This is a genomic window from Enterococcus sp. LJL90 (assembly GCF_056924355.1).
The window spans coordinates 858,176-883,918 of sequence record NZ_JBXPBQ010000001.1 but is presented as its reverse complement, the minus strand read 5'-3'; the positions used below and the strand labels follow the sequence as shown (position 1 = coordinate 883,918).

Annotated in this window: 21 protein-coding genes; 5 read left to right on the top strand and 16 right to left on the bottom strand. The window is 39.8% G+C overall.

The window, feature by feature from the left end; genetic code table 11:
* Nucleotides 1-2: 2 nt before the first annotated feature.
* Nucleotides 3-1,358 carry an acyclic terpene utilization AtuA family protein gene (locus tag AC1Z3S_RS04030; RefSeq protein WP_461739269.1) on the bottom strand — a complete coding sequence of 452 codons (1,356 nt, stop codon included), beginning with the start codon at nt 1,356-1,358 and terminating at the stop codon, nt 3-5.
* Nucleotides 1,359-1,581: 223 nt separating this feature from the next.
* Here AC1Z3S_RS04030 and AC1Z3S_RS04025 point away from each other — a divergent pair, with 223 nt between their 5' ends.
* Nucleotides 1,582-2,922, top strand: coding sequence for a sigma-54 interaction domain-containing protein (locus AC1Z3S_RS04025; protein ID WP_461739268.1), 1,341 nt, complete (start codon nt 1,582-1,584; stop codon nt 2,920-2,922).
* A gap of 10 nt (nt 2,923-2,932) precedes the next feature.
* Nucleotides 2,933-3,415 carry a DNA-deoxyinosine glycosylase gene (locus AC1Z3S_RS04020; RefSeq protein WP_461739267.1) on the top strand — a complete coding sequence of 161 codons (483 nt, stop codon included), beginning with the start codon at nt 2,933-2,935 and terminating at the stop codon, nt 3,413-3,415.
* A gap of 156 nt (nt 3,416-3,571) precedes the next feature.
* Here AC1Z3S_RS04020 and AC1Z3S_RS04015 read toward each other — a convergent pair whose 3' ends face one another.
* The 6 genes from AC1Z3S_RS04015 to AC1Z3S_RS03990 form a co-directional block, all read right to left on the bottom strand.
* Nucleotides 3,572-4,258, bottom strand: a complete 687-nt coding sequence (locus AC1Z3S_RS04015) for an ABC transporter ATP-binding protein (RefSeq protein WP_461739266.1) — start codon at nt 4,256-4,258, stop codon at nt 3,572-3,574.
* Entirely contained in the window at nt 4,255-5,514 is a 1,260-nt protein-coding gene (locus AC1Z3S_RS04010) for a hypothetical protein (protein ID WP_461739265.1), read from the bottom strand. The genes AC1Z3S_RS04015 and AC1Z3S_RS04010 overlap by 4 nt, the downstream gene beginning before the upstream one ends.
* The gene (locus AC1Z3S_RS04005) at nt 5,511-6,575 is read right to left on the bottom strand and encodes a hypothetical protein (RefSeq protein WP_461739264.1); all 1,065 of its coding nucleotides are present in this window, start codon (nt 6,573-6,575) and stop codon (nt 5,511-5,513) included. Before AC1Z3S_RS04005 ends, AC1Z3S_RS04010 begins: the two co-directional genes overlap by 4 nt.
* A 31-nt stretch (nt 6,576-6,606) precedes the next feature.
* Entirely contained in the window at nt 6,607-7,263 is a 657-nt protein-coding gene (locus tag AC1Z3S_RS04000) for a hypothetical protein (protein WP_461739263.1), read from the bottom strand.
* 476 nt (nt 7,264-7,739) lie between these two features.
* The gene (locus AC1Z3S_RS03995) at nt 7,740-9,383 is read right to left on the bottom strand and encodes a DUF2075 domain-containing protein (protein WP_461739262.1); all 1,644 of its coding nucleotides are present in this window, start codon (nt 9,381-9,383) and stop codon (nt 7,740-7,742) included.
* Between the two features lie 129 nt (nt 9,384-9,512).
* Nucleotides 9,513-10,688, bottom strand: coding sequence for an MFS transporter (locus tag AC1Z3S_RS03990; RefSeq protein WP_461739261.1), 1,176 nt, complete (start codon nt 10,686-10,688; stop codon nt 9,513-9,515).
* Nucleotides 10,689-11,207: 519 nt separating this feature from the next.
* On the opposite strand from AC1Z3S_RS03990, the gene AC1Z3S_RS03985 reads away from it, so the two are divergent.
* The 3 genes from AC1Z3S_RS03985 to AC1Z3S_RS03975 are packed head-to-tail and all read left to right on the top strand — an operon-like array spanning nt 11,208 to nt 15,363.
* Nucleotides 11,208-13,082: a beta-glucoside-specific PTS transporter subunit IIABC gene (locus AC1Z3S_RS03985; protein ID WP_461739260.1), complete on the top strand. Its 1,875-nt coding sequence runs from the start codon at nt 11,208-11,210 to the stop codon at nt 13,080-13,082.
* 12 nt (nt 13,083-13,094) lie between these two features.
* Nucleotides 13,095-14,495, top strand: a complete 1,401-nt coding sequence (locus AC1Z3S_RS03980) for a glycoside hydrolase family 1 protein (RefSeq protein WP_461739259.1) — start codon at nt 13,095-13,097, stop codon at nt 14,493-14,495.
* A gap of 16 nt (nt 14,496-14,511) precedes the next feature.
* Nucleotides 14,512-15,363, top strand: coding sequence for a PRD domain-containing protein (locus AC1Z3S_RS03975; protein WP_461739258.1), 852 nt, complete (start codon nt 14,512-14,514; stop codon nt 15,361-15,363).
* Between the two features lie 256 nt (nt 15,364-15,619).
* Here AC1Z3S_RS03975 and AC1Z3S_RS03970 read toward each other — a convergent pair whose 3' ends face one another.
* The 9 genes from AC1Z3S_RS03970 to AC1Z3S_RS03930 all read right to left on the bottom strand — a co-directional run bounded on the left by AC1Z3S_RS03970 (nt 15,620) and on the right by AC1Z3S_RS03930 (nt 25,714).
* Nucleotides 15,620-15,850, bottom strand: a complete 231-nt coding sequence (locus tag AC1Z3S_RS03970) for a hypothetical protein (RefSeq protein ID WP_265455809.1) — start codon at nt 15,848-15,850, stop codon at nt 15,620-15,622.
* A gap of 120 nt (nt 15,851-15,970) precedes the next feature.
* Nucleotides 15,971-16,729, bottom strand: a complete 759-nt coding sequence (locus AC1Z3S_RS03965; protein ID WP_461739257.1) for a hypothetical protein — start codon at nt 16,727-16,729, stop codon at nt 15,971-15,973.
* A gap of 12 nt (nt 16,730-16,741) precedes the next feature.
* Entirely contained in the window at nt 16,742-17,911 is a 1,170-nt protein-coding gene (locus tag AC1Z3S_RS03960) for a WxLIP family cell surface protein (protein ID WP_461739256.1), read from the bottom strand.
* Between the two features lie 328 nt (nt 17,912-18,239).
* On the bottom strand, nt 18,240-19,046 hold the full coding sequence (locus AC1Z3S_RS03955; RefSeq protein WP_461739255.1) for a WxL domain-containing protein: 807 nt from the start codon (nt 19,044-19,046) through the stop codon (nt 18,240-18,242).
* Nucleotides 19,047-19,064: 18 nt separating this feature from the next.
* Entirely contained in the window at nt 19,065-19,877 is an 813-nt protein-coding gene (locus AC1Z3S_RS03950; RefSeq protein ID WP_461739254.1) for a WxL domain-containing protein, read from the bottom strand.
* Between the two features lie 87 nt (nt 19,878-19,964).
* Complete coding sequence (locus AC1Z3S_RS03945; RefSeq protein ID WP_461739253.1) at nt 19,965-20,768, bottom strand: WxL domain-containing protein; 804 nt, start codon at nt 20,766-20,768, stop codon at nt 19,965-19,967.
* 29 nt (nt 20,769-20,797) lie between these two features.
* A complete protein-coding gene (locus AC1Z3S_RS03940) occupies nt 20,798-21,508 on the bottom strand; it encodes a WxL domain-containing protein (protein ID WP_461739252.1) in 711 nt (236 codons plus the stop codon).
* Nucleotides 21,508-21,762, bottom strand: coding sequence for an LPXTG cell wall anchor domain-containing protein (locus AC1Z3S_RS03935; RefSeq protein WP_461739251.1), 255 nt, complete (start codon nt 21,760-21,762; stop codon nt 21,508-21,510). Before AC1Z3S_RS03935 ends, AC1Z3S_RS03940 begins: the two co-directional genes overlap by 1 nt.
* Before the next feature lie 13 nt (nt 21,763-21,775).
* Complete coding sequence (locus AC1Z3S_RS03930) at nt 21,776-25,714, bottom strand: pectate lyase-like adhesive domain-containing protein (protein ID WP_461739424.1); 3,939 nt, start codon at nt 25,712-25,714, stop codon at nt 21,776-21,778.
* Nucleotides 25,715-25,743: the final 29 nt, after the last annotated feature.

Genomic DNA, 25,743 nt, shown 5'->3' with positions numbered 1-25,743 from the left:
TTTTATACTTCCTCCCAAACTAATTCTAAACTTGGTAAATCTTCCGGAACTAAAACAGAGGCCACTGAGACAATTGAAGTTACTTTACCTCGAGCGCCACCGCCAGCACTTGGTCCGTTAGTATATAGTGCTTCAACTTCTTGACCGACTTTAACGGCTAATGCTTTGTCGTGGGTTCTAGCAGCAATCCGCAAGCGAATTTCAGAAAAGCTCGGGTCACTACCTAAGAATTTATTGCCTAATTTGTCTTTGTAGAGACTATCGACGCCGATGTAATCAATCCGCAATTCTTCATAGTGATAACCTAATAATTCAAAGCGTTTTTCGATAATCTCTGCTGCCAGTTGCGCCCGTTTTAAGGCGTTATGACCGCCGTAAGAAATCTCTCCTTCACCGATAAAGCCATCGGTATAACCAACGCTGACTTTTAAGCTGCCAGTACGAGCTTTACCTGTTGCCCCAGCAACTGCAACTCGATTGGTAGCAATTTCCGTCAGCGTAACTTTAGAAAAATCAGCGACGACATCTGGTGTTTGATAATTAGTTGGGTCTTGAATTTCATATAATAATTGTTCTGTGACCGTATCAACGGTCACTTCGCCGCCTTTATCGGACAGCTTTGTAATTATGATTTCGCCGTTTTCGCTCACTTCGGCAATTGGAAAACCTAAATTCCACAAGTCCGCAACATCTTTGTATCCAGGATCAGCAAAGTAGCCGCCAGTCACTTGACCGGCACATTCTAATAAATGGCCGACAACCGTGCCTTTGCCGAGAAAATCAAAATCATTAAATTCATGACCAAATTCATGCATCATTGGGCCAATCACCAAGGCTGGGTCAGCAACCCGACCGGTGATAATAATATCCGCACCGCCTGCTAAAGCCTCCGTAATTTTTTCGCCGCCGATGTAGGCATTTGCCGATAAAATATTTTCTGCTAATTCAGCCAGTGGTCGACCGGTTTCCATCACAGGTTCATTTTCAAATTCAGCTAATTTTTCAACAATGTCATCGCCGATTAATGCGGCGATTTTCAAGCCACCAACGCCATGCTTTTTAGCTAGCTCTTTAACTTTTCTAGCGGCAAAAATGGGATTTGCAGCCCCCATGTTAGTGATGATTTTAACTGGGTGTTCTTTTAGTAGTGGTAAGATTTTTTCAAAGCGGTATTCCAATAATGGGTTATAGCCCTTTGTTTCATCGGCTAATTTTTCTTTTTGTGCTAATGCAATAGTCCGTTCAGCCAAACATTCAAAGATAATATAATCTAAGTTGCCCTCCTTGATTAAATCCAAGGCCGGTTCAATCCGGTCGCCACCATAACCTGCTCCTGAGCCAATTCTAATTGTTTTCATTTAGTTACTTCCTTTCAAGTTTTCTACACTTCACTATTAAGCAAGTAGCGTGCCAACCTTTTTTGAATAGAAATCAGGGTTTGTCGCAAAGAATTTTTTATAATTTCTAAAAAATTAGAATAAAATGGAAGCGATTACCTTGAAATCCTTTTCAAACCAAGTATAGTAGGAGTATGATCAGAAAATTCTAAAATTCTAGAATTTTAGGAAAGGTGGTTCCCAAATGAAAGTCTCACCAGAAACCCAATTAATTTTAAATGCGATTTATTCGCCTTTGTTGATGATTGACCCTGAAGGCACGATAACCTTTGCCAACCAAGGCTATAAAAAAATGACCGATTTAATTCCCGCTGAAATTATCGGCAAAAAATTAAAAGACGTCCGCCCTGATTCGCGTTTAACCGAAGTTTTAGACTTAAAGCATCCCCTGCTGACGATTCGTAGAGAAATTAAAGGCAAAGAATTTTTCACCAATCTCGTGCCGATTATCGAAAATAATCAGGTCGTCGGGGCGATTTCCAGCTCAATTGAATCGACTGATTTAAAAATGTATAAAGAACGGCTGCAAAAATCAGAAGTCACCATTAAACAATTGAAAAATAAAGTCTATGCCACCCGCTACACCTTTGACAGTATTCAAGGGCATTCTTCTGCCCTCTTAGCTACTATTCAACTGGCCAAAAAAATGGCCAAAAGAGATTCCACCGTCTTGATTCAAGGGGAGAGCGGCACCGGAAAAGAACTGTTCGCCCAATCAATTCACAATAGCAGCGAGCGGCAAAATGCGCCCTTCATCCCCATTAACTGTGCCTCGTTGAACACTGAAATGCTGGAGAGTGAACTATTCGGCTACACTAGCGGGTCTTTTACTGGTGCTAAAAAAGAGGGTAAGAACGGTGTCTTTGTCGAAGCGGAAGGCGGCACAGTTTTTCTCGATGAAATTGGTGAGATGGATTTATCTGTCCAAACCAAATTACTGCGGGTTTTTCAAGAGCGGCGGATTCGTCCCCTTGGCAGTAGCAAGGAAATTCCTATCAATGTCCGAATTATTTGTGCCTCCAATCGAGACTTAGACGGGTTAGTAAAAAGCAAAAAATTCAAACATGACCTCTTCTTCCGTTTGGCAACTTTTACTTTAAATATTCCCGCCCTTAGAGAGCGCAAAGAAGATATCATCCCACTTGCTGAATTTTTCTTAGAACGACAAGGCTCTGCTATCATGATGGACAGCGCCTTTGAAGGCTTCCTGAAAGCCTATGAATGGCCCGGCAATATCCGTGAGCTGCAAAATGTGATTGAATATTGCAGCGTCATGACCACCAATGATAAGCTGACTACTGATTTACTGCCAAAATATCTCGCCAATTATCAGCATACTGTCACGCCAACTACCGAATTGGCCGAAGAAGACATCATTCCTTTAAAGCAATATGTTAAGCAGAAGGAAAATGACTACATCGCAGAACTTTTCAAGCGCAACGGCACTGATATCGAAGGCAAGAAAAAAACCGCCAAGCAATTGGGCATCTCGCTGGCGACTTTGTACAATAAATTAGGCATCTAAGGAGTTCAATATGGAACAAGGTCTAGCACCGATTTACAATCAACAAATAGAAATACTAATTCTCGGCAGCGCCCCCAGCCAAATTTCGTTAAAAAGACAGCAGTATTACGGCAATAACGGCAATCAATTTTGGAAAATCCTCTTTGAATACTTCGACTTATCTTTATCCACCGACTACAATCTGCGGATAGAGGAACTATTGAAGCATCACTTGGGCCTGTGGGATGTCTATGCCAATTTTAATCGAGCTGGCAGTTTGGACAGCTCCTTTAAAGAAACTCAGCTGAATGACTTTCAAAAATTGCGGAAAGAAACTCCACATTTACGTCTTATTATTGCCAATGGTCGAAAAGCCTACAGCGAAATTTTTGCCCATGATTTATTTCCTGACTTGCCAGTGGTGAGTTGTCACTCTACCAGTGGGGCCAATAATGGAAATTCAGTGGTGCGAAAAGCGCAGTGGTTTGAGGCGTTGGGGAAAAAGCTTACGTGAATTTAACTTGACAGAGCTTAACTTAGTCGAGATTCTTCTATAGCAGAACTTCACCGAATATATCGCAGGTGAAGAACAAACTTGGTTGATTGAAAAAAATAAGCAAAACATCTATGCCAAGCAGCCATTCAAAAAAAGAGTAATTGGATTTGCCAATTACTCTTTTTCAAAGTGTCTGTTTTCGTTAATTTTACCGTCTTTAATCCCCACAATTCGGTCACATTGCCGGGCAATGGCTTGGTCGTGGGTCACTAAAATAACCGTCTTACCTTTTTGATGCTCTTGCTTCAATAAATCGATGACTCGTTGTGAATTGCTGGAATCTAAATTTCCAGTGGGTTCATCTGCCAAAATTAAATTGGCATCGTTAATTAAAGCTCTAGCAAAGGCCACTCGTTGCTGTTGACCTCTAGACAACTGGCGAGGATATTTTTTCAATTGTTCACTGATATTAAGCTGCTCAGCAATTTCAGCTAGATGATTGATTTTAGCTGCTCGTTCACCTCTGGCCAAATACTTAACCGGCAATAAAATATTTTCTTTGACAGTATAATCTTCAATTAGTCCGAAGGTTTGCAGGACAAAGCCAATTTCCTGATTCCGAAGCTTAGCTTGTTCCTTGGCTGAAAGCTGTGCAGTCTCCTGTTGATTAAATTGATAGCTGCCAGCTTCAAAATTGTCCAATAAACCAAGAATCCGCAGCAGCGTTGTCTTACCGCTACCAGACTCCCCAACAATCGCAAGCATCTCTCCTTTTGAGCAGGTAAAGTTGGCAATCTCCAACGCTGTAAAATCAGTCTCACCACTTCGATAAACTTTTTGAATCCCATTTAAAGTAATCATTGTTCTCTCCTAAAAAATCTGCCATTTTTGAAAAGTTTGCTGCCTAACGTCGCAATTGTGACCACTGAAAAACTGCAGAAATAAAATAATCCCCCAGCAATCTGCGCTTGCCTGCTCCAAATTTCTTGAAGATAAAAGCTGTTGAAAAGGAACATCAGCGCCCATGCCACCACAAATAATAGCAAGTATTCAAAAATTAAAAACAGAAAAATTTCTAACTTGGTAGAACCGATTGAAAAATAAATTTCATAGACTGACTGTCTTTTTTTGAAGGTGAAACTAATAATTACCCCCAGCTGAATAAAGGAAAACACTAATAATAGACCTAGCAGGTACAACTTATTCTGATATTGATATTGATAATTTTGGATAGCACTATTATAGACGCTCCGATCATTTTGAAATTCTAAAAGCTGATACCCATTAGCTTGGCCGATTTCCCGAATTTCTTCAGCGAGGGTCAGATAGGATAATGCTTGGTCTTCTTCTGGAGACACTAAAAAGAAAAAGCCGGTGGTTTGCACATCCATTGACGAGCTTTCCCCGTGAAGCGCAGCGGTTGTCTGGGGTAAAATTAACATGCTATCCAGTGAAATACTATTTGTGCTACCCTGCCAATAATTCAGCATTTCAAAATCTTTTGAAATAAACCCTCTGATTTGATAGTGACTCTTCACCGTTTCTAATAAATTTTCAGCTGATGCGCCAACAACTTCCTCTAAGGTGATTTCATCACCAATTTCATGGGAATTCTGATAAAAACTCCCTAGCAAAATCCCTTGAGTTTCTCCAGAAAAATCACTTTCTAAGAAAAATTCTCCTTCTACAATTGGTAGCCCAACCTTCGCTAAAAGAGCTCGGTTCATGATTGCGAGATTAGGATGAATTAACTTCTCACCAGTTTCAGCTACAGATGTCGGTTGTCCTTCAGCCGGAATTAATCCTTCTGACTCAGCTACCAGCTTTCCTTGATTTCCCAAGTAGTAAAAGGCTTCTGTTGAAAATAGCTCTTCTGCACGACTGATAATTTGCGCAATATTTTTACTGGGAATTGCTTCATAGGAGTTTTCAAATAAACGAAAAGAAGAATTTTGTCCAATACTCTCGTTTAAGGCTTCAGTATTATTACGATATTCAAAAAATGCTTGAAAAAATTGCACTGAGCAAAGGGAAACAATGCCAATCATCAGTACCAACAACAGCTTTATAAAAAAGTGAGAGGTGATTTCAGTCACGAGATAATTTAGTTTTCTCATTCCTCTACCCCTGTTAAAATGTCAACCACACTCACTTTTCTGACATAGACGGCGGAAAAGATAAAGAGCAGGCTGAGCAATAAAGCATATACAGCAAAAACTTGGAGCAGCCCTAGAAAAATAGCATTCCAAGAAACGCTAAAATAACTGCTAAAGGCCATTCGCCCGACACAGATTATCAGACTGGCAAAAACAAAAGCTGTTGTAATCAGCAGAAAAAATTTTTTAAAGGTATCACCAACCAGTTGCAAAGTGTTGGCACCAACCATTTTGCGAATGCCTAACTCAAACTGCCATGATTCAAAACGCTGATAAAAATGAATTCCCAAAGACAACAAGACTACTAAAAACAATTGCAGAAAAATACCATAATACTGTTGCATAATTTCATTAAAGGGATTGTTGCCAAAACTGAGGGAAAATTCTGAAATCTGCCCCATGTAGGTCTCTTCATTCTCAGCATAGGATAGTAGCTTACTAATCTTTGTCATTGCCTCTTGAGAAGAATCGCTCAGCAATTCCGCGTCCACAATATTTTCTGAAATCCGTGGCACCGCTAGTGCTGAATCAGCCTTCAGCAGAATGTCACTGTTAAAGGGCGAATCAGCCAAAATCCCCTGAATAGCAAATTGTTTCCCGTAAATTTCTACAGACCGACTGCTTTTCTCAGAAGGGCTTAAGGTCGCCAGAACATTTTTACCAATCAATACCGTATCTTCAGCAGCATTGGTTGAGGAAAAACTTCCCTCCAACATCTCAATCTGCTTTGGGAACCGTTCAGGAAAATAGATTTTAACTCCTGATGCATTATTGTAGGCAGGTAGTGAAAATAAGAAAAGATCCGTAGCCGCCGTCTCTTCTACTACCTGATCTGAAAAGCTTTCACTGTCAATCGTCAGATTAAGGACATCCAGACCAACCCCTTTTTTACTATAATAATCTTGATAAGAAGTGAAAAATCGCACCTGATTATTTACCAAAGCACAAATATACATAAAAATGGCAAAGGTAATTACCATAATCAACCAAACGAAACTATTTTTCTTCAACCGTGTTATCATTTTATCCCGCCCCAACTAAAAGTATCAGAATTTAAGCAAATGTTTCGTCATTAATAGAGACTGTTAAATCAACTTCCATTTCTGCGCTTGGATGTTCACCTAAAGGCATCTTAAACACAAGTAAACCTTTTGTGGAATTCGTTTCAGCATCATAAACTGGTGTTTCAGTATATTCCTCCCACAATTCCAACTCCTGATTGTTAAAAAGAGCCGTCGCTTTATAAGACATCTCGGCTGCCTCAACATCTCCAGGAATCACCAAATAGACAGGAATCGGATTCCATCCTTCATTTTCGCCATAGAAACTGAATGGTAAATCTGAATCAGCAGAATAACTATACGTCGTAATCCCGTCGGCATCTGTGACCCCTGCTGATTCCGGCTGGCTATTGGAGTCTGGTAAATACATAAAACTTTCAAAGATTGTACCTGCTTGAATAAATCGCAACTCCTTGTCTTCTCCTTGCAGAGTCCCTTCATAAGCACTTTCACCTTTTAAACTCACCTTGAGAGTATTCGTAACAAATTCATCATAAGTCATTTTTGGGCTGTTTACCTGGGTACTAATGACTTCATCAATTGGATATGATTGAATCTCAACTTCTGGTGTAGAATCTCTTAAAAAGAAAACCACAGCCGACAAAACAAAAATCAGACCAACAACACCAACGATTATTTTTCTCTTCATGATAGCCTCCAATTAAATAATTAAGTTCAGACTGTGACATGGCAATGGTGAGAGCGGGAACGAACTTTCACTAAAATGCGACGAAAACTCAGCAATAAATACTTCTTTGCCTTAATAAATTTCTGTTAAAACTATTTTTATATCTTATATAAATAGTTTAGCAAAGGTCGTAAAAACTCACAATGGGAATAATAAGTAATATTTTTTTAGTTTTTTGGAGAAATTTGGCAGGAAATATATTGTGGATTAACTTATTGGTCATCATTTGGGTTGTTCAATCTAAATTTACATTTATTCAAATATACAAAAAAGACAACTAACATGAGTCTTTGATGGATAATGACTCAGATTAGTTGTCTTTTGAATTTTCTAATTTCTTAATGCAAGATTTAAAATTGTATAATGGGGGGGATAGTTGATAATTGTTTACCGTGGCTAGTATTTAGCTGTTCATTTACAAAATAAACTTAAGAAAATCAGTTTCTATTTTGAAGTTCTAGTAGTTTTTTTCGTAATTTAGGATTAACGGGATAGATGTACAAACCATGAATAGCTCGCTTCATCAGGGTATTGATAGAGTTTAAAATAATTTGTTCCTTAGCTTTCAGAAGTTCATCTGAATTCATGTCTTTACGTCCAATGAATCCACCCGTATCCTTGTAATTTTCAGGAATAATAACTAATTCATTAAGTTCTTCATCATAATCAATGGATGGTCCAAGTATCAATCCAACGTTATTAAAATCAAAACCTTGAGCAGTATAGATTGAGCCAACTTCATTGATAGTCTCCGTCCTCTCCGCCCAAGTTATTTTCGAATTGGTTGTATTCCATGGTAGATTTACACCATCAGGATCCACATAATATATTTCATCATCCTTTTTATGAAGGTAATCGAAGGTTGATAAAATTCTGGATAAGCCAAAATCCTTATTTAATTTAACTATTTCACTTTTTAGTTCCTCTGGGGTTGCTGCAATTTTAAACGTAAAGTCTTCTGTCGAATCGGGTAAAGGTCCAAGCCTTCGATTTACAAAATCGTCAATCCAGAGCAGTGTTTCTTCAGAACTCATCATCCGAAATTGATTATTCAAACGAAAATATTTACTGTTAGGTTGCTTGCGGTATTTATCCATTAATAAATCATGACCATAGCTTTTTGTACGGAGAACCTGTCTGGAATCATAAATAAAAATTGTTATCTTCGCTCGTTTAACAATTTCATCTAACTGATTTTCATACTTAAAACTATTATAGGCATCCTTCATGGTCAACAATAAATGGGCCTCATCTACAACCACAATATCCGCCTTTTCATTTTTCTTATCCATCAAATTGATAAATTGTGTTGGCTTAATAATATTTTTCTTTTTGAGATTTGGCAGCCCTTCTGCCATTGAATGATACGTTTTTAGCATTTCCGAGTGATTGACCAATAAATAATTATTAGTCCCTTGAAGAGCTGAATCTGTTTTTGATAAGTCCTGAATAGTATTATACAAAGATGCTAAAACAACACTTTTTCCGGTCCCTGCATCTCCTTCAATCATGAATATTTTCTCATCTTCTGCTCCAATGTTGTGCAGACAATAATCTAAAATCTCTTGTTTAATTTCCATTTGTTCTGCAGAAAGCTCTTTGTAAGGAGATACTTTGAAAATATCTTTATTATGAATTGCATCAATTGAATTATTTACTAAGCCTAAATTTTTTAGCTCATTCCATAACCTGCTAAAGATGATTTCATCGTAAAAATCTTTATCGTAATAACGATGGCTTTGTGTTTTTCTTGTTTGACTAACATTTTGCAAAATGAATTTTTCATCACCAATAAAATGATTAATCAAATTGGTCTCAATATTGTATGTTGCAGACTGATTAAATCTCTCATGACCGATAAAAACAGTATTTGTGATTGTCTTTCTGCGTTTATCTTTGAGGTGTTGGTTCATGCGCTTGTCAACTTGAACCGTTTGACCGATGTAAGCAACAGGTCTTTTTTTTGAATTCCGATTATACAAAATGTAGACTATTGGGTAACCAGCAATAAATGTTGTGGAAATTTTTGCCAATTCTCCTTTAGTGAATGTATGTTCTTCAATTATCAGTTCATTTTCCATAAATAGTCAAATCCTTCTTGGAACAATTATCTATACAAATTTTACCACACCAACTCTGGAACATAAAATTCCAAAAAAGTGTTCTTCATAACTTCTTTCATCTCATAGATTGTCTAGTAAACTGTTCCCTCAATAACTCTCCCAGCCCAACTTCTCGCCAACCTTTCCATACACATAAAATGAACTGCCCGCCAGTAAGGCCATAAATCCTAAAAAGAAATAAGCAGTTGTCATGGAAAAGGAATCATTTAGCGTGCCAGCAATGATGGGGAACAAGGTCATGCCAATGGCGTAAATGGCTTGGAAAAAGCCCATTGCCGTTGATTTCTTTTCAGCTGGAACCTCCATCATGGCCTCGGAAGTCAGGAGTGAGAATAAAATACCGGTTGCCATGCCAGGAATCAGCTGCAAAAAATAAATCAAGGCAACCGAAGGGCTTAAGGGAACGGCCACACAATAAACCGCTAACAAAATGAAACTGAGAATAATCCAATTTTTCTTTGGTAACCTGTCGATGAAATCAGTCGAAGCTAAGCGGGCAAAAAAGACGGCAGCAACCATGTAAATTATTGAAGATATTCCCACTAAAAGACTTGAACCACTCAATGTTTGAATAATCTGATTGGTAAAAGACATCGTCGTTGACATCTGAATCCCTTGTTGGATAAGTGCCAATAAAGAAAACAATAACAAACGGCGATTTTTGCCAATCTGCAATAATTCCCCTAATTTGATAGTAGAAGGTTGACTTTTTTGATTGACAACAAAAAGTGAAAAGCCAAAACCGATGAGACCGGCTAGTAAACTAAAGAGACAGATAATTCGCATCCCCAACATGTTAAATAACAATGTGCTAGTGATAAATCCTAATAACATGCCCAGATTATTCGCCATGATGATTTTACTTGTTGCACTCGTTTGCTGCAGCTTAGAAAAATAACTTAGATATAAAACCATAAATGAAATCCAAGTAGCGCTGGCAAATCCAGATAAAATATTTGCCACTAAAAAACCGATGCCGTCTGGACTAATTATTCGGATTAGTGATGCAAATCCCGCAAATAAAACACCTACTGTGATGAAGAACTTATGATTTCCTCGCAAATCAGCCATGACTCCGACGGGTAGACGTAATAATAATTGCGAAATTCCGTAAGCGCCAACAATTATACCGACAAAATTTGTCGACACATTGATAGCTGCTAAGTATGGGGTTTGATAAGGAATATAAACATACTGGGCGAACCAGAATAAAATAACTATCAACAAAATTAATTTAGGCTGTTTTTGACTTGTGATTTTCATAACAAATTCCTCCTCGATAAACTAGTGACTATCTTAACGGTCAGAAAAAGAATTTGCAAATCTTTTTTTAGGGAAAAATTCACGAAAAATTTTTTTCGGAAAAATCTTGACTATTTTTTGTAAGCGTGTTAATTTTGAATCAAATAAAACAAGATGCAGTTTGACATGTTACTGGTAAAGCAGGCAAGATCGAATGTACCTGAATGATATCCATGGGCGACCGATGGTGTTATTTAAGTATGTTTGATCTTTTTTTGTTAGCTGACATCATTTCCGCTGGCCAACGGAGCAAACCTGATTTTATTTTTTTAGAAAAATATCGTTTTGCTTTTTATTTAACAAAAGCGCTTACTGTTTTGCTGTAACAGAAGTTGTAGCAATCTTTGAGAAGGCTTACCAACTTCAGCAAATGCTATACTCGAAAGCATCTCAGCAATGATTTTACTTATTCAAGCAGCCCCCAAAAAACAAATTCATGTTTTTTTCCAATAGTGTCTCTGAAAACAAGGAGGAACCCAAATGAACTACAAAGAAACAGCTCAAACAATTTTACAGCAAGTTGGCGGCAAGGAAAATGTCAGCGGCCTGACCCATTGTTTTACCCGTTTACGGTTTAATTTGAAGGATAAATCGATTCCTGATAAGGAACAGATTTCCAATATCGAAGGTGTTATCTCAGTTGTCGAGAGCAGCGGTCAATATCAAGTGGTCCTAGGCAATAAAGTCGAAAAAGTCTATCAGGAATTAGAACCCCTTTTAGGTGATTTAGATCAGATGCCAGCGACGGAAGAAAAAGTCGGTTTCGGCACCCGCATTTTAAATGCGGTGGCGGCGATTTTTACACCAACTGTCCCAGCAATTGCCGCTTCAGGGATGTTAAAAGGGATTTTATCGGTAGCGGTGATTATTGCCAATAATTTTTATCAGACGGATATCACAACTTTTTCAACCTATACGATTTTAAATGCGACGTCTGATGCCCTCTTTTATTTTATGCCAGTCATCTTAGGCTACTCGGCTTCAAAAGTCTTCAAGTGTAACGAATACATTGCCATGATTGTCGGAGCAACCCTGTGTTATCCAGCGATTGTTGCGCTAATGACTGGCGATGCGGCGGTCACATTATTCGGCTTGCCTGTGACGCAAGCAAGCTACACCTCTTCAGTGATTCCGATTATTATTGCAGTATTTATTTTGTCTTATGTCCAACGCTTTTTGGATCGCGTTATCCCAGAAGTTTTAAAAATTGTCATGGTACCGACCTTCTCACTGTTAGTTATGATTCCAGCAACGCTGTTGATTTTTGGCCCGATTGGCATTTACATCGGTGAATTCATCAACTTTATCTACTATTATATTATGGGACTTAGCCCGATTTTATTGGGCGCCTTTATCGGTGGTATTTGGTGTGTCTTGGTTATCTTTGGTGCTCACCGGGCGATTATTCCAATTGGGATTAATGATGTGGCTCAAACTGGTCGCCAAAATCTTTTGGCTTTTGCCGGTGCTGCCAACTTCTCACAAGCCGGTGCAGCCTTAGGAGTCTTTTTGAAAACAAAAAATAAAGGCTTGAAAACTGTCGCAGCCTCTGCAACAGTCACCGCCCTCTTTGGGATTACCGAGCCAGCGATTTATGGAGCCAACCTGCGTTTGAAAAAACCGATGATTTATGCGGTAATCAGCGGGGCTTTAGGTGGAGCTTTGATGGGCTGGGGTGGTTCATATGGGACAGCCTTTGCCAATCAAGGAATTTTAACCATTCCGGTTTACGCAGATGCGGGAACGAAAGCTTTTGTTTGTTACTTACTAGGCTCAGCAATTGCCTTTTTCGGTGCGTGTGCCTTGACCGTCATTTTAGGCTTTAAAGATTTACCAGAAGACGAAAAGGAAAAAGCGGCAACCGCAACAGAAGCAACCTCAGAATATGCTATTTCAGATACAGATTTAAAAACCTTGTCACCTGTTAAAGGGATGACAATTCCTTTAACTGAAGTTAAAGATGAAGTCTTTGCCTCTGGTGCAATGGGCCAAGGAATTGCCGTCTATCCAGAAATCGGTGAAGTTTTAGCTCCGATGGATTGCGAAGTCTCAGTCCTTTATCCGAGTTTGCACGCTATTGGGTTGAAATTAGATAATGGTATTGAAATGTTGATTCATGTTGGCATTGACACCGTTGAGCTTAACGGGCAATTTTTTGAAGGCTTTGTTAAAGCGGGTGACCACATTTCCAAAGGAACTAAAATTGTCAGCTTTGATCTTGATAAAATCAAAGCGGCTGGCTATGATCCGACAACTTCGATTATTGTCACCAATACAGCGCAGTATCAAGCAGTTGGCTCAAGCCAGCAGGCAACCATTGATTTTGATGAAGACTTATTATTTATTCGAGAATAGGAGATTTTTAAGATGAAACGTTTTGCAGATAATTTTTTATGGGGTGCCTCGTCCTCCGCTTTTCAAATTGAAGGCGGCTGGGACACTGATGGCAAAGGGATGAGCGTTGCCGACTATAATTCTTTTAAGCGCTCTGCTGTTCAGGCAGATAGCAAAGTAGCCAGTGATTTTTATCATCACTATCAAGAAGACATTCAGTTAATGAAGGAAATGGGTTTGAAGACTTACCGTTTTTCCCTTTCATGGGCCCGCATTATTCCTGATGGCGATGGTGAAGTCAACCAAGCAGGGATTGACTTTTATAATCAAGTCATTGATGCTTTATTAGCGGCAGATATTTTGCCTTTTATTACCCTGTATCATTTTGATTTACCCTTTGCATTAGTTGAAAAATACAACGGCTGGGAAGATCGCCGCTGTGTGGAGGCTTTTCAACGTTACGCTCAGGTTTGTTATCAAGCTTTTGGTGACCGGGTGAAGGACTGGCAGGTCAATAATGAGCAGAATTTAATGATTCGGGTCAACGAGCGGATGAACATGTATGATGTAGCCCCGGAAGAGGCTGAAAAAGTTCGAGCGCAGATGGATTATCATATGTTTGTCGCCCACGCCTTAGCCACCAACGACTGTCACAAACTGGTGGAAAATGGTAAAATTGGACCAGCTGTTTCCTCAACAATGACCTATCCCAGTTCTAATCGACCTGAGGATGTTTGGGCTGCAAAAATGAACGATAATTTCAAAACCAATTACGGTTTAGAGATGTATTGCTTTGGAGATTATCCCGGATATTATAAAGAGTATCTAACTAAATGTGGTATCTATCCGAAAACACAACCAGAGGACGCCGCTATTTTAAAAGCGGCCAAACCGGATTTTATTGCCTTAAATTATTATCGAACGCTTGTTGCCAGCTATCTGCCTGTCGATGAACAGCATCCCTACGGCACAAAAGAAAAGGATATCGATTTTGATTTGTATGGTTTCTTTAAAGTGGAGCGCAACGAACATTTGGCCTCTTCAAAATACGGTGCCCAAATCGACCCAATGGGCCTGCGCCTAGTCTTAAATGAATATTATCGTCAATACCGTTTGCCATTGATTATTACTGAAAATGGCTTAGGTACTCCTGATGTTTTAACAGAAGATGGAAAAATCCACGATGATTATCGCATTGACTATATCCGTGACCATATTGCCGCTTGTTATGATGCTATTCAAGATGGCGTTGAACTCTTTGGCTATTGTCCATGGTCTGTTATGGATTTACTCAGTTCCCATCAAGGTTTCAAAAAACGGTACGGCTTTATTTTTGTCAATCGAGAAGACCATGAGTTGAAGGACTTGGCCCGCATCAAAAAAGATAGCTTCTATTGGTATCAAGAGGTAATAAAACACAACGGCTTAGAATAAAAATGGAGAACACGCGATGCAAATACTGAAGGTTATGAATAATTCTTTAGTCCTCGCCCTCGATGAGACCGGTACTGAATGTGTCTTAATGGGTAAAGGCATTGGCTTTAAACAGTCCATCGGTAATCCCGTTGACGATGAGAAGATAGAAAAAGTCTTCCTATTAAAAGATAAAAAAGTCCTGCTGAATTTTGTTCAGCTAGCCAGTGAGTTAGATGACATCTACTTTCAGTTGGTGCAAAAGATTGTCGCTTATGCCCATGACACTTTTAAGATGGAAGTCATGGACTATCTCTACCTCTCCTTGTCTGACCACATTGCCTTTGTGGTCAGACGCCTGGAAAACGGAAATAACGGCGAAAATTTCACTTACATCGAAGTGATCAATCATCACCGGGAAGAATATTTGATTGGCAAGTTTGCCGTTCAATTAATCAATCAAGAATTGAACATTCAGCTACCGGAAAGTGAAGCTACCGCCATTGGTCTTCATTTTGTCAATGCCAAGCTCAACTCATCGGCTTTCCAAAAAGAGCAGGAGGTTGCCGCCCTCGTAAAAAATATCGAACGGCTTGTCACCCGCTCCTTAAATCTTGAATTTGACAAGGACAGCTTTTCTTATTCCCGATTCTTAACTCATCTAACTTATTTTGCCGAACGAGTCTATGAAGAAAAACTTTTTGAAGATAAAGAATCCGAAGTCCTTTTTAAGTCTTTGCAGGAAAACATGCCTCAAGAAAGCGTCGCTATACAAAATATTCAGCAGTTTATCTTAACCAAATATCACCAAGAGCTTTCCAAGCAAGAAAAAATCTATCTACTGGTTCATTTACACCGACTTGTCAGTGAAGCCAATAGCCACGCTTGAATGAATAATACAGTCTCAGCAGCATCTTTCAGACACATTAGCAAACTAGCCGAATAGTTTGCTGACCATCTTGAAAGAACTGCTGAGTTTTTTGTTTGATTAATATAGAAGATACCCTTCCTGTACGCGATTCGCTAAAATTTCAACGAACAAAAAAACAACCACTCAAAAGCCTTAATCAGTAAACTGACCTGCTTTTAAGTGGCTGTTCAACCTTTTTATTTCGTTCATGCAACACCAAAACCGCTACATATGCTTAACCAAAAAATTCATCCATAAAATCATCGTATTCTTTTTGATCGTATTTTTCGAATTTACCAGCTTCATGTAAAATCTTCTTGATTTCGTAAATCGCTTTGCGTTGTTCAGCCCAAGCTTTGATTCTGCTGTCAGTGTCTTCGAATTTTTCTAAAGTAACATCCAATTTGTCGATTGTATCGGCAATTTTTTCTAAAGCTTTTTCTTCTTTTGCATCATAATTTGTCATGATAAAGCCTCCTCAAATTGGTTATCTTACACAAAATAGTATAACGCTTTTGTGTAGATAATTTAAATAATATGATTCTTTTATGATAAACAGACTATTTTATATGTTTTTTTCTACATTTTAAGTCTGGCGTTCCAAAATAAAACTTGTTTGTGATATAGCCTCACTGCGGACTCGTAAGTCCTGTGGAAACAGCTCATATTTGAAATCTTCCAATGTGAAATAAAACATCCGCTCTAAATCGTTGGTAAAAGCTGAGGCAAGGGCTTCATCTGTGTATTGCAGCTTCAAGGTCTCATCATCTTCTGCGACAACCGTATATAAATTCTCCTGTTCCTTAACAGTTGCCAGCTCATCATCTGAAAGACCTTCCTTGTCTACGTCTAGATAGACAGAGACATTTTCTAAACGATAACGATTCGTTCCCGTTGCCTTCAAATCACCTTCAAAAACCATATTGATATAATCGGTATTTTGAACATTTTTGATGGTAAAACTGGTTTGCTCCTCTTTAACATCTAGCTGATAAGTCGGATTATCAGATGCAGTCCACGTTCCCATGATTTTGTTATGAAAGGGGTAAAAACGATAGATGCCAAACGCCAAGAGCAACAGCATCACGGCAATCGCCCCATAAATCAGCCGATAGACTTTTTTTGACACAGTCGGTAGCTTAGCCAAGTTCTCATCAGAGATAAGTTCTTCATCTTCTGACATTTCCTCAACTACTTCCGTGTCTAGCGGGCTGTCATTTTCAGCTGTTGTTTCATCAGACTTTGTTGAATCGGTTGCTACAGTCTTTTCCTCTTGCAGAAGTTCTGCTTGTTTTTGCTGGTCTTTGGTTACTTCTTCTAATGATTTGTTTTCGTCATTTTTCATTGGTCAGCCCTCCTAGACATCATTTCTTGGGGGGCGTTTTTTTGAGGAATTCGGCTTTTTTTGCGGTCCTTTTTTCCCCTGCATTTGTTGGCGCTTTTTACGTTCCCGCAGCTTGCGTCTCCGCAACGCTTCTTCCCGGCGACGACGATCTTTGCGTTTTTTCAAGTAAACTAATAACACAATCAAAAGAATTACTAAGCCTAAGATGGACAATCCGATAATGATATACAACAGCGTATTGTCTTCGTCTAAATCAATCGCTGATTCATTTAATTTTCGAGCTTCATCTGCTGTAATTTCAAAAGTCTGATCCCATTCCCAATGCTGACCAGTCGCTTCTGAATCGGCCGTCATCCGCAAGCGGTAAGTTCCCGCTTGGAAACGTTGACCTTCCCAACTAATCACATAATCAAAATGTGAATTAGGTGCAAAGCGATAGCCCGTGACATTGGCTTCATGTAACACTTCATCACTGCCATCACGGTAAACTTGCGCAGAATAAGTAATGTCTTCTAAAACATTGGCTTGATTATTTTGCAGTGTCACCAAAACCGCATTTCTACCAGAAGTCTGGCCGGCTGCTACATTGAGTAAATCTAATTCTGCCGGTACTTCAGTATCTGTTTCTTGCAATTTCAAGCCAACAGTATAAGCAATTTGATTTTTTATGGAGACACCCGAACCTGAATCAGCCGTTTCGCTTTCTTCATCTTCTGGCAAAGAGACCCGCACGGCGCCTAAAATCATACCATCAAAAGATTCTTCCGGCATGTTAACGGACAATTGAGTCGAGACTGTGCTGTTAGCAGGCACGGTAACCGTCTCAGGTACCGTTACCAAATCGCTCATTCCAATCTGCAAAGTATTGTCCCGTTCATATTCCTCTCCCCGCAAGGAGTAATCAATTGAACCGGTCGAATTAGTCGTGGCATTGGTAATCGTTAAAGAAACCGTCTGCTCCTGATCTGAGCTATTGGTTAATTGCAGCTCTAAATCCTGCTGCTGTCCTGGTGTCATCCGCAAATCATAATAGGTGACATCTGATGCTTGATTTTCCGGCAGAATTGCTTTTACTGATACTTGTAAGTTATCAGATGCTGCTTGGGCTAATTGCGGCCAGCTGACAAAAAGCAGCGCCAAAAAGAAAATTCCTGCAAAGGCCTTAAAAATTTTGCTGTTCATGTAGAATGCTCCTTAAGTTAATCACTAGTATGTACAAAGAGATTGCACTTGAGTCAGATGAGACTGTGTCATTAGCCTTTTTACAGAGGAAATTTCAAACTAGATAGTTCGTAAATTTCAGTTCTGTTTTAACTAATGTCTCAGCCTCATTTTTTCTGTCAAAGGAAAAAATGCTTTTCAGATCAAGAAAATTTAGTCACTTATCTGATGGAAAGCACTGACTCATAGCGGCAATCCCATTTCGCAGATTTTTAAAAATAAGTGAGAGAGACTGTTTATTCCATTGCTAGATTAAAATCTCAGCTGAAAACTTATCTTCTATCTGTTTTTATAAAGTATCGTCTAAACTCCAAGTCAGCGTTGAACTGTAATTGCCGGCAATCATTTCATTTGAAGGCACGAACAATTGAACTTGGTCATTTGTTGTTGCAGTAGTATCAGTCGCAGCTGCATAAGCATTATTGAATACTAATGAAGAAACAGAACCGTTTGACGTATTGCCAGTAGAAGTCGTTGTTTTCATTAATTCATAAGAGCTGCCTGGTGTTAATTCTACGTAATCACCAGAAATAGCCAAAGCTGACAATAGACTGCCGTTAGTTACAGTTGTATTGTATTGTTGGTTATTCGTTGTTGTGAAGCCTGATAGACGAATCCGTGTGTTAGTTAAAGATGTTGTTGGTGAAGTTGGGCTATCTGCAAAAGTTGTCGCAGACAAGCTCACTTTAAAATTGCTGCTTGCATTACCAGTCATATCTTGAACTTGCACAAATTGATAAATATTTCCGCCAGTCCCAACAGAAGTGTCGTCGTAAGTATAAGCGTGAATTTTTGAATCAATTACTTGGTCATAGGCTGTTGCTGAAACTGTGCCAAAATCAAAATTAGGTACCCAGTTAAAGCGTAAAGTTGCTGTAGTGGAACCATTTTTACCATAAGTTGCGTCCATAGCAATTTTATCGTTGTAAGTTCCTGGTTTAATAAACCCTTCAAATGTTGGGTCAGTACCGGCAGTGATGGTCACTTTACCGTCTGTTGTTTGGCTGTCAGTTGAAGCAGCCAAAGCGCTTGGTGCAAAAGCGACAACGCCCAGTACACCTAAAGTTAAGCCTGTAATAATTTTATTTGCTTTCATTTTTTCATTTCCCCTTTTTTATAATGCGTCTGCTAATGTCCATGTGAAGGTTGCAGTGTATTCTTCAGCGTAGGCTACATCTGTTCCTGGCACAAATAATTTCAAACCTTCATTGTCTGTTCCAGTAACAGCATATCCGTTTGCACCACTTGGATTGTACTGTGATGTGCTTGAGAAAACTAAACTAGAGTCAGAACCGTTTGTGTTAGCACCTGTCATAATTGTCAAATCTTCTCCCAAAGTAGCTGAGACAGTTGTATAACCTGTTGAGCCAATTGTTAAAGCTGTTGCTGTCGCTGTTGAACTCGTGTTAGCTTTTAATGAGTTATAAGCAGTGGCTGCGTAAATTTGTACGCGAGTGTTTGCTAAGTCTGGTGCTGTACTTGCTGTATCAGATGGTGAAAAAGCAGTCGTTTGTTGTAATGATAAGGTCCAGCTGTTGGTTGCTTGGGCCGTTTCATCTCTGACTTGGGCAAAGACAGGAATGTTGGTGCTTGTACCACCGTCAACAGTTCCAGTATTCCAAAGTGAATTGTAATATTTATCCTTTGTGCTGACTTCTTGCGTACCAAAATGTAACGTCGGCACAGATTCAATTCTCAATGGCCCGTTAGTATGACTGTTTTCACCTGAATCTGGTGTAACTGTATTGCCGCCATCTTTATCATCTGGAGCAGTTGGATTGCCCCCTTCTGTACCGCTATCGGCGCCTTTAAAAGTAACGTCGCCTTCTGTCGTTGTTTTGCCGACTTCTGCTGCTGCAGCTGGTAAGGCAAAGCTAACTGCCATCAATAAAGCAGCTGAAGCTGTGACCCAATGTTTGATTTTCATTCTTCTTCCTCCGATTGATTTATTGTTAGACAGGAGAGCTAAACCTCCTGTGTTACCTTGAAGTTTAGCCGCCCTGATTAACGCCGCTTAAAGTGTGTCGTTAATTGCCCAGTTCAAAGTAGTTTCATATTTACCATTTGAAATAACTTGGTTAGCTGGGATAAACAATTTAACTCCTGGATTGGTTTCATCGGTATTTTTGTTTGCATAGGTTCCTAAAAGAACGTTATAACTACCTGCCCCGCTGCCAGAAGGTGCACTAACTAAAGTTGTTGCTGAGCTAGTCAAATCTGTATAAGCAGTTGTTCCTGTGTTAGCTAAAGTGATTGCAGATGTGCTGAAGCCTTCAGTGTTAGTTACAAACATGTTTTGGATGGAAAAGACCACGTTTAATTGGTCAGCACTGTTTGTTGCATTGGTTAATTTTTGATTGTTAGAAACAGTCACATTCCAACCTTGTGTGCCCCCACGCAAATCACGCACTACAAAGAAGCTTGGACGAGTGTGAGTAACTGTGGTATTGGCACCACTTGCATCTTGTTCTGTCACTGTTTGGTATTTAGCGTAGTAAGTGTTACCTGCGCTGCTATAGCTAATCGTGTGGCTACCAAAATCAAAATCTGGCACATAAGCTAAACGCAAAGCGCCGGTTGTTGAACCGCCATCGCCGCCTCCAGGGTTACCTGGATCCACTGGTTTTTCACTACCACCATCGCCATCCCCTGGGTCACCAGGTTCAGTGGTGCCGCCACCGCCGCCGCTAGTGTCTGCGTTGAATTCAACAAAACCATTTGTTGTTGTACTACCAGCTGCTGCTGCTGAGGCATTCACGCCACCAGCTAATGTCAAAAGACTCACTACGGCAAGCCCGCCTAAAACTTTTTTCTTCATGTAAATCTCCCCTTAACTTTTCTAAAATCTTATAAAGCTGCTTCAAAATTCCAAGTTAAACTTGTCGAATAACTGCCCGCTTGAATTTTATCCGTATTTGGAATGAACAGGCTGACACTTTGAGCTGCCTCTGAAACAGACCTACCAAAGGTAATAATCCAAAAACCGGCTGTCTTTCCTTCGGCATCTTTAGCAATCGTGGCACTTTCTTGAGTATCGGCAGCAATGGTCACTTGCTGTCCTAAAGTAATCGCCTCTTCGCTAAAGCCACCAGTAGAATTGGCTTGGATATTTTTGAAGGTCATCGTAGCACCCGCAATTTTATTGCCGCTTTGACTAGCAAGCGACTGGCTAAACTTAGCTGTTAAATGCCAACCATTTTTGCTGCCGCTGCGGTCTAAAACTTCTACAAAATTCGGTACTTCATTAGTTGTGCCATCTACTCGAGTGACCGTTGGATTTTTGGCATAATAAGTCACATCACCTGAGGCAATTTCATGACTACCAAATTGAAAATCGCTGGCATAAATAATGCTGTAATCGCCGCTGGTTGCTGCTTTGTCAGTTTGAATCGGCAAATCTGGAAAGAGCGGATCAACAGCCGTAACATTGTCAGTTGCGCCAGTCGTAAATTCGATAAATCCATCAGTCGTTGTTTCATTAGTAGCCGGTGCTGGTGTGGCTGCCACTAAAAATGGCAGTCCCGCAATTAGAGAAAGCACTAGATATCTTTTTTTCATCATGCACTCCTCCTCTTACACCAGCGGTACAAGACAAAGGCAACCAAAGCTAATCCAATCAAAAATAATAATGATAAGGTGACTTCTCCGGTATTCGGCAATTTACCACCGGTACCTGGCAATACTTTTCCAGGAGAGGTAAAAGTAATGCCGATATTGCTGTCCATACTTGTGGCACTGGCAGTTAGCGGCAATTGGAAAATGCCGCAAAAGATTGCTGCCAAAGCCGATAATTTAGCAAACCGCTTTTTCATTTACACTCCCCCTTTAATAAGTATCGTTCAAGCCCCATTGAATCGTGCCTTGGTAATCACCAGTTGTTGTCGTGCCAGTTGGTAATAATAACCGTAGGCCAATTGCACCACTAGCCGACCAATTAATTGCTGTCGTCACCGGTACAGTACCTTCAGAAGGATTCGTCTGGGTAAAAATCGTCGTATCATTCGTGCTGTCAATCGCTATTGGACTGCCAGAAGCCCCTTGATAATACAAAATATTTTTCAAGGTATTGCTGCCATTGGTAAAGTCGCTGGACATTTTAGCCGTAATACTCCAATTGCCCCCTTGTGCGGTTGTTCCCGCTGCTCGGGTATCGACAATTCCCATATCAAAATCATCTTCTGGTAAAACCGTCTGATCAATAAAGGAGATGCGAGTATCTTCAAATTTCAAAGCAGATGTCACATCACCAAATTTCAAGACTCCTTGGAAAGCAAACGTCGCTGTTAAATCCGTAAAATTAATTGTCCCCGCCTGCCAATTTTCATCGGCTAACTGATAATAACCGGTGGCAATAATCGCTTGGATAAAACTCACCAAGTCAGCATCGTCACTAATTTTCAGAGATGTATCATCCTCTGGCACAGTAGCTGTGTAGGTTGTTGCTTGATTTGGTACTAAGTCTGCATTAATTGTCGCACCCGCTTCATTAACCATCGAAATCACGATGTCTTTGGAATAATTCTTAACCGTTAACGTCGTTGCATAAGTGGTCGTATTTCCGGCAGGATCTGTCAAATTAATTCCGACAGCATATTCGCCTTTTGTTAAGGTGCCTGTCCCATTGGTCAACCAAGTGTATGCATCCGCATTAGTAGTTGCCTGGTCAAAACTAATTGTAATGTCCGTTGGCAAGGTTAAAGTTGGATTCGTATCTGCTATCGAAGCTGAATCGACAAAGGCTGACGCTGCAATAGGCACATCATTGTAAGTGGTTTGCGCTGAAACCGTTCCAGTCGGAGGCGTCTTGTCTAGAACAACTGCCGTGACTTCTTCAGATTTCAAATTACTAAAAGCGTAGACATGAATAATATTCTCTGCAGTGAAGGTTTTATCAATGCCCAACGGTGTCAAATCTACAGACCAATCTCCGTTTGAATCAGCGATAGTCGTATAATTTGCTCTAGTTGTAGCTGGCATTGTCGTATCTTCAACTGGCGAAGCAACATTATCAGCAGTCCCATTAGCTTTCGCTGAAGTGGTACCATTTAAGGCTTCTTCCCACACTCTGATATACGTTCCCGGAATTGCATAACCGCTCACCGTATGAGAATCAGCACTAGTCGGATTATCATTTGGTTCATTGTGGATGGCTACGCTAGGATCTAAAATCCGTGTAAACAAAACCCGCTGCTGCCCTCTAGTTGTAAAATTAGTTTTAAAACTATTTAACGTTGCCGTTGTCATTGAGTTGGCTGCGGTAATCGTTGGCGTAATTCCAGAGTAAGATAAATTCATACTGGACATCGGCTCATAGCCGTAAGTGTAGCCGCCATCGCCAGTCGTACCACTCGTCCTATTTCCCAAAGCCCACTGATAAACGTTTTGAACAGATACCCCTAAGTTACCACCAGAATAAATTAATCCGTTATTCGTAGCGGTGGCTGACGTCATAGTCGAAGTTTTTTGCAAATTGACTCTCTTTGCATCCGTAAACTGGAATGTTGATGCTGAACCTGCCATATACAGCAAATATTGTGAAGCTGAAGTACTATCACTCTGAACATCAAAAGATCCTCCAGAGGCGATAACAAATGAAACATTATTGTTTCCATATAGTAGACTCGTTGCAGAGGCTCCCATATTCGTTCCTTTTATTGAAAAGTTACCGGAAATATTTATTGACCCACTATACAGATAAACTGGATTGTATTGCAGGGCACCATTTGTTGAGCCACTGTAATTATCGACAACTACATTTAAATTCGCATCTTCTGCTACTGTCAGTTTGGCAGTTGTAGAATATAGTTGTAACGCTGCTCCGTATGTTCCACTATGGTTAGTTAAATTAACTGTTGAACTCTTACCAATTGTTACCGCTCCTCGAATATCTAAGTTAACGGCATATCCCTCAGTAGTATTAATCTCTGAGCCACGAATTATATCGACCGTTGCATTTTCGCCAACTGTAAAATTACCACCATTATTTACTGTGATAACATTCGTTCCCCGTGACTCGATGTGAACATTTGCATTATCTTCAATGGTCATATTTGATACATTAAGGTTTTGTTGGTACTGATTGTTCAATGCCCAAGTCCGAATGGAAGTGCCATCTTTTTTCTTTGATGTCCAATTATTTTGTTGGGTCATTGAAACAGTATTCTTCATAACAACATTTGCATTTGTAGACTCTAAAAATTGGTTTCCAATGCCGACATAATTGTCAAAACGCATCGTTCCACCATTTGCGCCATTACTGAAAATCATAGTGCCATAATAATTTCCATGATAGACATTCATATTGCTATACGTTAGATCCCAATTGACACTGCCGTAATTATTGTAGGCAGTAAAATCAAAACAGATAGCTCCAAAATCAATCGTATAGCCTTGCCCATCAATAGCCACTGTTCTGGCATTTCCTTGTAGGTAGAAATACACATGCGTTTCACCACCGCTAGTATTCCCGTATGAGGTTGCATTAGAAACATTTGCTGCCGCCTTTGTATACGGTGAATAGATATAGTAATTTGAAGAGTAAGTGGTAGTGGAAGCAATTAAGTCGCTAGTCAAACGGACGTTACTAACAGAAAAATCATTAATCGCAATCGAATATCCTAAGAAATCAGATACTAATCTCGTATTAGTTGTTGAAGTTTTATCATACGAAATCGCTGCATTCGTTCTTGGCGCTCCTGTCAAACCTTCTGCCGCAACTTCTGCTCCCGTATGAGATGTGAGACTAAACGGTCCAGAATAATTTGAAGAGACAAAATTGATATTCGCAAATGACAAATTCCAATAGCCAGCTACTGTCCCTGAAGAGCCGGAAACATAACTAGAGGAGTTCAAAAAGCCAATTGCTAAATTACCAAAATCAAAGGTATAACCATTACCATTAATGGCTAGCGTTCGAGCAACCCCATTTTTGCTAACATACAAGTAACTATTTTGCGCTGAGTCAAGGTTAATCGAATCAACACTGAACAAGCTGCTGTAGTTGGCTAATGTCCCTGATAAACTAATATCATTAGCCAAATTAATCTGGCTAACAGAAGGAGTAGCCAACGCTGTTACAAATTCTTGCCAATTTGTCACATTGGTTCCTGTATCAGCCAAAACTGCTGCAGATCTAAGAACATTAGTGCTTTCTTCATCACCCTCTGTACTTTCTTCTGAAGCTTGTCCGTCTGCCTTCGCCTCACCAACCTCGACAGTCACCGCTTCTGAACTTTCAGTCAAATTAGCATCTTTGACCTGCAGTTGATAGCTGCCAGCTGCCGTAGCTGTTAAACGAATGCCTACTTCTGTTGCGGAGGCATCAACGGAAATTTTCAGCTCGCGGCTGTCTTCGTCAAAGGAAAATTCTGGCAATGCCCCGGTGTAATCCGTTTCAGTCTGCCATTCATTTTGAATGGTTTGATCAAAACTGATACCCTCTGGTAAAACCATCGTATATTCCCGCTTGATGGAAACCTCACTTGAGCTGGTTTCTGTTAAGGACTGAGATTGATCAACATATGGAAGGTCGGTATTTTCAGTGGTTACAATCTCACTGATTGACCGCTGATCGCTGATTTTTACTGTAAATTGCTCGTCGGCAGCTAGTTCTTCAGAATCAAATTCAGTCGTTAAAGACAATGACTGCTCTTGGGCAAAAATCCCGCTGATTCCAAAGGCTAATTGATAGCCGATGACAGACACAATTGACATCAGCGCCAGCAATTTGACTAACAGAAAAGCTTTCTTATTTTTATTCTTCATTTCATTCACTCTTCCCTCCTTTTAAAACA

Bases quoted from the DNA above. Each gene is read 5' to 3' on its own strand.
- AC1Z3S_RS04030 (WP_461739269.1), bottom strand. From the start codon at position 1,358: ATGAAAACAATTAGAATTGGCTCAGGAGCAGGTTATGGTGGCGACCGG.
- AC1Z3S_RS04025 (WP_461739268.1), top strand. From the start codon at position 1,582: ATGAAAGTCTCACCAGAAACCCAATTAATTTTAAATGCGATTTATTCG.
- AC1Z3S_RS04020 (WP_461739267.1), top strand. From the start codon at position 2,933: ATGGAACAAGGTCTAGCACCGATTTACAATCAACAAATAGAAATACTA.
- AC1Z3S_RS04015 (WP_461739266.1), bottom strand. From the start codon at position 4,258: ATGATTACTTTAAATGGGATTCAAAAAGTTTATCGAAGTGGTGAGACT.
- AC1Z3S_RS04010 (WP_461739265.1), bottom strand. From the start codon at position 5,514: ATGAGAAAACTAAATTATCTCGTGACTGAAATCACCTCTCACTTTTTT.
- AC1Z3S_RS04005 (WP_461739264.1), bottom strand. From the start codon at position 6,575: ATGATAACACGGTTGAAGAAAAATAGTTTCGTTTGGTTGATTATGGTA.
- AC1Z3S_RS04000 (WP_461739263.1), bottom strand. From the start codon at position 7,263: ATGAAGAGAAAAATAATCGTTGGTGTTGTTGGTCTGATTTTTGTTTTG.
- AC1Z3S_RS03995 (WP_461739262.1), bottom strand. From the start codon at position 9,383: ATGGAAAATGAACTGATAATTGAAGAACATACATTCACTAAAGGAGAA.
- AC1Z3S_RS03990 (WP_461739261.1), bottom strand. From the start codon at position 10,688: ATGAAAATCACAAGTCAAAAACAGCCTAAATTAATTTTGTTGATAGTT.
- AC1Z3S_RS03985 (WP_461739260.1), top strand. From the start codon at position 11,208: ATGAACTACAAAGAAACAGCTCAAACAATTTTACAGCAAGTTGGCGGC.
- AC1Z3S_RS03980 (WP_461739259.1), top strand. From the start codon at position 13,095: ATGAAACGTTTTGCAGATAATTTTTTATGGGGTGCCTCGTCCTCCGCT.
- AC1Z3S_RS03975 (WP_461739258.1), top strand. From the start codon at position 14,512: ATGCAAATACTGAAGGTTATGAATAATTCTTTAGTCCTCGCCCTCGAT.
- AC1Z3S_RS03970 (WP_265455809.1), bottom strand. From the start codon at position 15,850: ATGACAAATTATGATGCAAAAGAAGAAAAAGCTTTAGAAAAAATTGCC.
- AC1Z3S_RS03965 (WP_461739257.1), bottom strand. From the start codon at position 16,729: ATGAAAAATGACGAAAACAAATCATTAGAAGAAGTAACCAAAGACCAG.
- AC1Z3S_RS03960 (WP_461739256.1), bottom strand. From the start codon at position 17,911: ATGAACAGCAAAATTTTTAAGGCCTTTGCAGGAATTTTCTTTTTGGCG.
- AC1Z3S_RS03955 (WP_461739255.1), bottom strand. From the start codon at position 19,046: ATGAAAGCAAATAAAATTATTACAGGCTTAACTTTAGGTGTACTGGGC.
- AC1Z3S_RS03950 (WP_461739254.1), bottom strand. From the start codon at position 19,877: ATGAAAATCAAACATTGGGTCACAGCTTCAGCTGCTTTATTGATGGCA.
- AC1Z3S_RS03945 (WP_461739253.1), bottom strand. From the start codon at position 20,768: ATGAAGAAAAAAGTTTTAGGCGGGCTTGCCGTAGTGAGTCTTTTGACA.
- AC1Z3S_RS03940 (WP_461739252.1), bottom strand. From the start codon at position 21,508: ATGAAAAAAAGATATCTAGTGCTTTCTCTAATTGCGGGACTGCCATTT.
- AC1Z3S_RS03935 (WP_461739251.1), bottom strand. From the start codon at position 21,762: ATGAAAAAGCGGTTTGCTAAATTATCGGCTTTGGCAGCAATCTTTTGC.
- AC1Z3S_RS03930 (WP_461739424.1), bottom strand. From the start codon at position 25,714: ATGAAGAATAAAAATAAGAAAGCTTTTCTGTTAGTCAAATTGCTGGCG.